The sequence below is a fragment of the Rhodopirellula maiorica SM1 genome (assembly GCF_000346295.1).
GTDB lineage: Bacteria > Planctomycetota > Planctomycetia > Pirellulales > Pirellulaceae > Novipirellula > Novipirellula maiorica.
Map to the genome: position 1 here is coordinate 1 of NZ_ANOG01000378.1, position 6,162 is coordinate 6,162.

Sequence of the window (6,162 nt, forward strand, 5' to 3'; positions counted from 1 at the left end):
GACTTCTACACCTCGTCCCATTTGCTCATTTGCACGTGGATCGTGGGCAAGTAATCGTGCTCGGTCTGGCCACTCGCTTCGTCCCATCGCAGCCACTGCTTGAGCTGTTTCCCTTCGGGTGAATCGGGCCAGTTCGCGAGAATCTCAATCACGTGCTGTCGCGACTTCTTTAAATCCGCAAACGAATCTGGAACGCCCCAGTCGCCAGCATATATGCCCGCCAACATCCAGTGACCTCGCAGTTGTGACGCAGGCGGCATCGCCACATCGATCAACTGCTTGTATTGTGAGATCGCATCCTCGACGTTGCGATCGACCAGCAAAAAATAGTCGCCCGCGATTTCAACGGACAAACTGGTTGCCTCGATCGCCGATCGGCTGCGGTACGCTCGTCGCAGTGACGACTTCATCTGCGTCATTCGCGTCTTGGCTTCGTTGATCGCACCTCGCTGATAATCATGCATCGCTTGGTTGAACGCGACGTTCGATAACAACCAATGCCCGAGCGGATTGCGTGGCTCGGCTGCCACCGCGGCACGGGCTGATGCTTCTGCCGTTTTCAATAGCTGGATCGACTCGTCGCTGTCACTTGCAAACGCCAACGATTGCTCGAGTGCCTCGAGCGCTGCCAACAACTCAGACGACGTGGCGGCCGTTTCGGCGATCGGAGCTTGCAACATTGCCTTGGACGTACTGCCCATCGCAAGACTCGCCAATCGAGTCAGGACGGGGTCGCGAGCAGGATCGTTGCTGGCCGCCGTCAAAATCACATTGGCGACCTGCCCATAATCACCATCAAATGCAACTTGGATCACCGCTTCGCCGTCCCGACGTCGATACGCTGCCGTTTGCACGTGTTGAGTCTGAGGTGCGACCGATCCCCACACGACGTAGTCCGCGCGAAGCCGTCCGGCGAGTCCACGGATCGCTTGAGTCTGCGTCAGCCCCTCGGCCCGCAAACGACGCAGTTGACGCTGAATATCCACCGTGCTGACCACTCTGACTCCCGGAAGCGAGGCAAAACGGTGGCGAATCGCGGTGGCCACTTGGACCGACGACCGGTCGGGATCGAATTGAATTCCTTCGAGAGGCTCATGGGGCACCACCGCGATGCTGACGTTCGTGGTTGCCGCGGGCGAACCATCGGTTGCGGCGACGGACGCTTCCTGACGACGCGCCGCCGCGAGATCAAATGCGTTGATCGGATCTAATTTGGCGTACTGGATCTCCGGTCGCTTGCCCGCTTCGATCAGTGCCGTTTGGATCGCTGGATACGACAAATCCAACATCACGCCACTGGATTGCGACGCAAGCTCACTCATAAACTCACGCGTTTGATCCACCACTTGCTGATACGGTTGGACGTTGTCATCACTGCTGGTGCAAAGAATGCAATTGATCTGGATTCCGCGTTTGCGAGCCAACGAAACCAACAATTCGTTGGTGAAACGGCGATGAGCACCTGGGAACTTTGCATCCCGAAATGTCACCGAATAAGGGGGGGCGTCGGCGAACAACATCACCCACTTGACCACATCGGGGCTGTCCGACCACGGCAATCGCGTGATCGCAGTATGCAGCCCCACATCGGGAAGCTCGTGAAAAAAGGGCTCGCCCGATTCGGGCTGCAGCGACGCGACGGCCTTGTTAATGGTCGCCTTATCCGCGGTGAACGTTGGCAGAACGATACTGACTTCGCCCGAGGGAGAACCGTAGTCACGATAGACCACGATCGAAGCTCGTACCTCGCCTTTGCGAAAACGACGCAAGTCATCGAGCATGCGGTCGATCGATCCGCGTACGCCGGCGAGTTCGGCGGACATTGAATTGGTGCCATCGATGACCAAGGCCACTTCCAATTCGCCTTCGTCACCGCCGGCCATCTCTAGAAAATTGCGTTGCAGCAACCCCATCGTTTTCCGCTGCGGCACATCCAGCGGCGAAAACATCGTGGAAATCGCCAGCGACGCGGGCGTGGACGACGTCGGTGTCGTTAAATTCGACGGAGAAGGGGAGGGCGGTTGCGCCAACACGGTACCAGCAACACTCATCACCACAAGCGGCATCCATGTGCAAACGCCTATGGACAATCCACGCCGAAGCTTCATCAATATCCTTTTCGATTCAAACATGGCTCGTTTTCCCAAGTCGCCGATTTTGCTGCTGCCGTATTCTGCAGCTTCTGTTTTCTGAAGCCACCGTTTTGGTGGTTTCGTTTTCCGAGTCAATGCGAGGCAATGAAGTTCGCAACCCGTTATCATGATAGTCCACAGCCGTGTTTGGCGGGTCGAGTGAGAGAGTAAAAATTAATGACAAGCGTACCGCGTAAAACTTGCATCCATTGGGGTGCGATTCTATTGCTCTGGATCTCCAGTGGTGTGAATTCGTCTGCGCAATTGCCCAGCGAGCAGACGCTGCCGGGAAAAGGGGCACAGCCGACCGAATTGCCGGCCGAATCCACGCTGCCGGGGTCGCCGTCCGGTAAACCGGCGGTGCTCGACCAACTGCCAAGCGAAAACCAATTACCCGGCGCCGCAACCGACCCCCCGGACACCACCCCAAAAGCAATCGATGGTGGCAACGCTCTTCCCGGTGGGATCCAACCTATTTTGCGGCTCGACTACACCGGTCATAGCGGAGGCATTCGAGCAATCGAACTGGCAAGTTCACCGAATACGGCCAGCGACACTGCGAACAACGGAGCGGGAAAAGTCAATTCGACAAATGAAAAAACGCTGCTGACTGCGGGTGAAGACAAGGACTTGCACGTCTGGCGTCGCTCGCCGCTCGGAGATCATCCTTGGAAACACCACCGCACGATCCGCTGGCAAGTTCAACGAGGTCCTCGCGGCCGCATCTACGCCTTGGCCGCAAACGGCAACCAGATTGCCATGGCGGGTCACGGTGCGATGGGGTCGTTGGGCGAAATTTGGATCGTCGATGCCATCAGTGGCAAATTGGTGCGACCGCTGGTGGATTTCAACGCAGGGCATCGCCAAGTCGTGGCCGCGCTCGCATGGTCTCCTGAAAACGACGGCACCGACCAATCCGAGAAGAAACCCGCTGTGTTGGCATCGCAAGATGTCGATGGCCGGGTGATGACATGGCAATCCGATCAGGACACTGGATTATGGTCGGGGAAAACGGTGATCCAGCCCGATTCGATTGCCTATGGTGCAGAAATTGCCAGCCGAATTCGCAGCTCACGAGGCTTCGTCCCGTTGGCGTTTCGTGGTGCCAACGAATTGGTGGTGGCTCATTTCACAGGCCTCGTTGAATCGGAGCCGAACATTACGGTTCCGACGTGGCAACTGCAACGTATTGACCTTTTCTCTGGCAAAACCAGTTTGCTCGGCCAAACCACTTTCGCCCATCACGTCCGCTGTGTTGCCACTGCACCCGACGGCAGTTCCTTGGTCGCGGCCGGTGCCGACGGCACTCTCGCGGTCTGGGATTTTGATGAAAAACAAACGGTAACACGGCATCGCCATGTTCAAATCGGCGGTCGGCCACTGTTTGTTGACCTTGACGCTTCGAATCAGCAGCTACTGGTGGGCACGGAATTGGCAGGAATGCGAAAAGGGCAAGCGGTTTCGCGGCTACAGGTGTGGGATCTTAGTGGCGACTCTCTAACACTTCGCTCGGAAACCTATCCTGCCATCGCCATTCCCGCCGGGCAAATCGACGTTGAGCGAGGCGAGGCGATTGTCGCGGTGAACAGCGAAATCCATGTTTATGACATCGACGACGAAGGACGCATCGCAGCGGAGCCACGTGAAAGACTGGATTCGCCCACCATGCCAATCGCTCGCGTGGCCTTCGCCAAAGACATCTCACCCTACACGATTGCCTTGACGCGCGGCGAATCAAACGACTTCACCGATGTGTTTGATTTGTCGGGAATTTCGCTACGGGGCGATGCCGAGATTGACGCAGACGACTACCTTCCCCGCCAACGGCTCGCTAACCGCTGGAATGTTCGTAGTGAAAAACAGAACGGGGAGATCCGCTTTCGCCTGTATCGTGATGAGCAGCCGCTCGGCATGCTTCCGCTAAACCCCGAAGTGCATGGCGTGGTTTCCGCCATCGGCACGATTGATGCAAAAGAGGCGGGCACGGCAGTCGTGGTCGGCACAAAAGGCCGAAACAACGTGTACGTTTACGCTTGTGATGAATCCGATCCGCCGCGATTGATCCGTCAGTTTCGTGGACACTCCGGCGGCGTGCGATGGATCTCGGCTTCGGGTGACACGCGATTCCTAGCCACCGCTTCGGACGACGCGACGATCAAGATCTGGAATCTCGAAAATCTGTTCAGCGATTCAGAGAGCATTCATCGTTGGGGCGCCGAATTTGAAATTGAAGATGGGAAATTAATTGCAACGTCGGTACGCGAAGCGGGACCGCTGTATTTTCGTGGCGTTCGCGATGGGGACGTCTTGATGTCGGTCGGATGGGCCGATGCAGTCGGCGATGTACAAGAAAAATCGGATTCCGAGAGCATCCGCGAGGCATTGCTGTCACTGCCGTTTGATACCTTGGTGTCGTTTCGTTTTTCCCGGTTAGGCCGATCGCTAGAAACCATCCAAAGTTTCCCCGCTTGGCGTCCGCTCGCGACGCTACTTGTCGACCGAGACCGCGAATGGGCGATGTGGACACCGGCGGGTTATTACGATGCCTCGTTTAATGGACATCAACGCTTTGGTTGGCAAGTCAATCGCGGCGTGCAGCAATTGCCCGACTTCTTTCGTGCCGCCCAGTTCCGCAAAACCCTCGAGCGACCTGATGTGATTCGGCGACTATTGGAAACGGGCAGTCTGCCTGCGGCGATGCGTCGATCGCTCAGCCGTATCGATCCGCCTGTGGGGGACGCTTCGATCGTAAACCAATATCTGACAAAACCTCATATTGAATTGATTTCACCCCAATCTGGTGAACTTGTCCGAGGTGACGAGTTGGTCGTTCGCGCGGACATCCGCATTCCGCTGGGGACTCGGCTGGTCGATCCCAAAGCGTTCGTCAGTGGTGTTCCAGCGACCGCGACACAACAGGTCTCGGATCGAATCGACGAAGCCAGTGGGATTCGCACGTTGGGCTACGAGTGGACTTTTCGTGTGCCAAGTGATCCGCTGTTACAACTCGAGGTGATTGCGGCCACCGACACCGACGCGGTGGATCGTGTTTTGATTCGATTGCCGCATGAACGCATTGGACCGCCGCCGCGAAAACCACAAATGCACCTGCTAGCGATTGGTGTGGGCAATTACAGCGATCCTCAGATCCAATCGCTCGATTTTGCCGCCAGTGCCACGACGGCGGTGGCCGATACGCTGCGAACCGCAGCAGGCCCACTGTACAACGTCACCACGGAACAGTTGGTCGATGACCAGGCGACACGGCCACTTTGGAAAATTTATGCATCCGAGGCTGTGAAGCAATTATCGAAAACGATTTCGCCCGATGACTTGGTGGTGATGTATTTGTGTGGTCATGGGCTGCACGATCGGCGGAACGACCAATGGTACTTCGTAACGCACGATGCTGATTATCGCGAGCTGATGAACGATCAATACGCCAACTGCTTGTCGTTCGAGGATCTGTCACTCTTGGCGTCGCTACCATGCCGCAAGCTCGCGATCCTCGATTCCTGTCACAGCGGTGCGGTGCAATCGGCGATGCGAGTCGATGATCTGAAGAGTGCGCTGCGTTGGTTACAAAACGATGTCGTGATCACGATCACGGCCAGTGAAGGAGACGAAGAAGCGGCCGAAGTGGTCGAGTCGCGATTGGGCCGGTTCACCACTCGGTTGATCGAAGCGCTCGACGGAGGTGCCGATGCGGATGGCGACGGCGTCGTCACGCTCGACGAAACGATCGGCTACGTTTCACGGACGGTCGCCGAAGAAAGTCAAGCCGAAGGCATGTCGCAACACCCCACGGCTAGCCCTCCGTACTTGCTAGATCACCTGCGGTTGCCGCTGAGTGCGGTGAAACGTTAGGGGCACGTTGGTGCGGGGGCGGCGCAAGCCGTCCGGTTGAGGCGAGTAAAAGTTCTATTCTAGCGGTTCGGCGCGAGCCGTCCGGTCGACGCGAGATTCGACGTGCAAGCTCGACCGGGCGGCTTGCGCCCAATGCCATCTACTTTGGCAACCACTGGAGATG

Annotated in this window: 3 protein-coding genes; 2 read left to right on the plus strand and 1 reads right to left on the minus strand. The window is 57.1% G+C overall.

The window, feature by feature from the left end; translation table 11 throughout:
- Positions 1-5 precede the first annotated feature (5 nt).
- Entirely contained in the window at positions 6-1,949 is a 1,944-nt protein-coding gene (locus tag RMSM_RS12295; RefSeq protein ID WP_052031603.1) for a vWA domain-containing protein, read from the minus strand.
- Between the two features lies 1 nt (position 1,950).
- Between RMSM_RS12295 and RMSM_RS36770 the strand changes: the two genes are divergently transcribed.
- Positions 1,951-2,193: a hypothetical protein gene (locus RMSM_RS36770; protein ID WP_052031604.1), complete on the plus strand. Its 243-nt coding sequence runs from the start codon at positions 1,951-1,953 to the stop codon at positions 2,191-2,193.
- Between the two features lie 185 nt (positions 2,194-2,378).
- A complete protein-coding gene (locus tag RMSM_RS12300; protein WP_008696162.1) occupies positions 2,379-5,999 on the plus strand; it encodes a caspase family protein in 3,621 nt (1,206 codons plus the stop codon).
- Positions 6,000-6,162 lie beyond the last annotated feature (163 nt).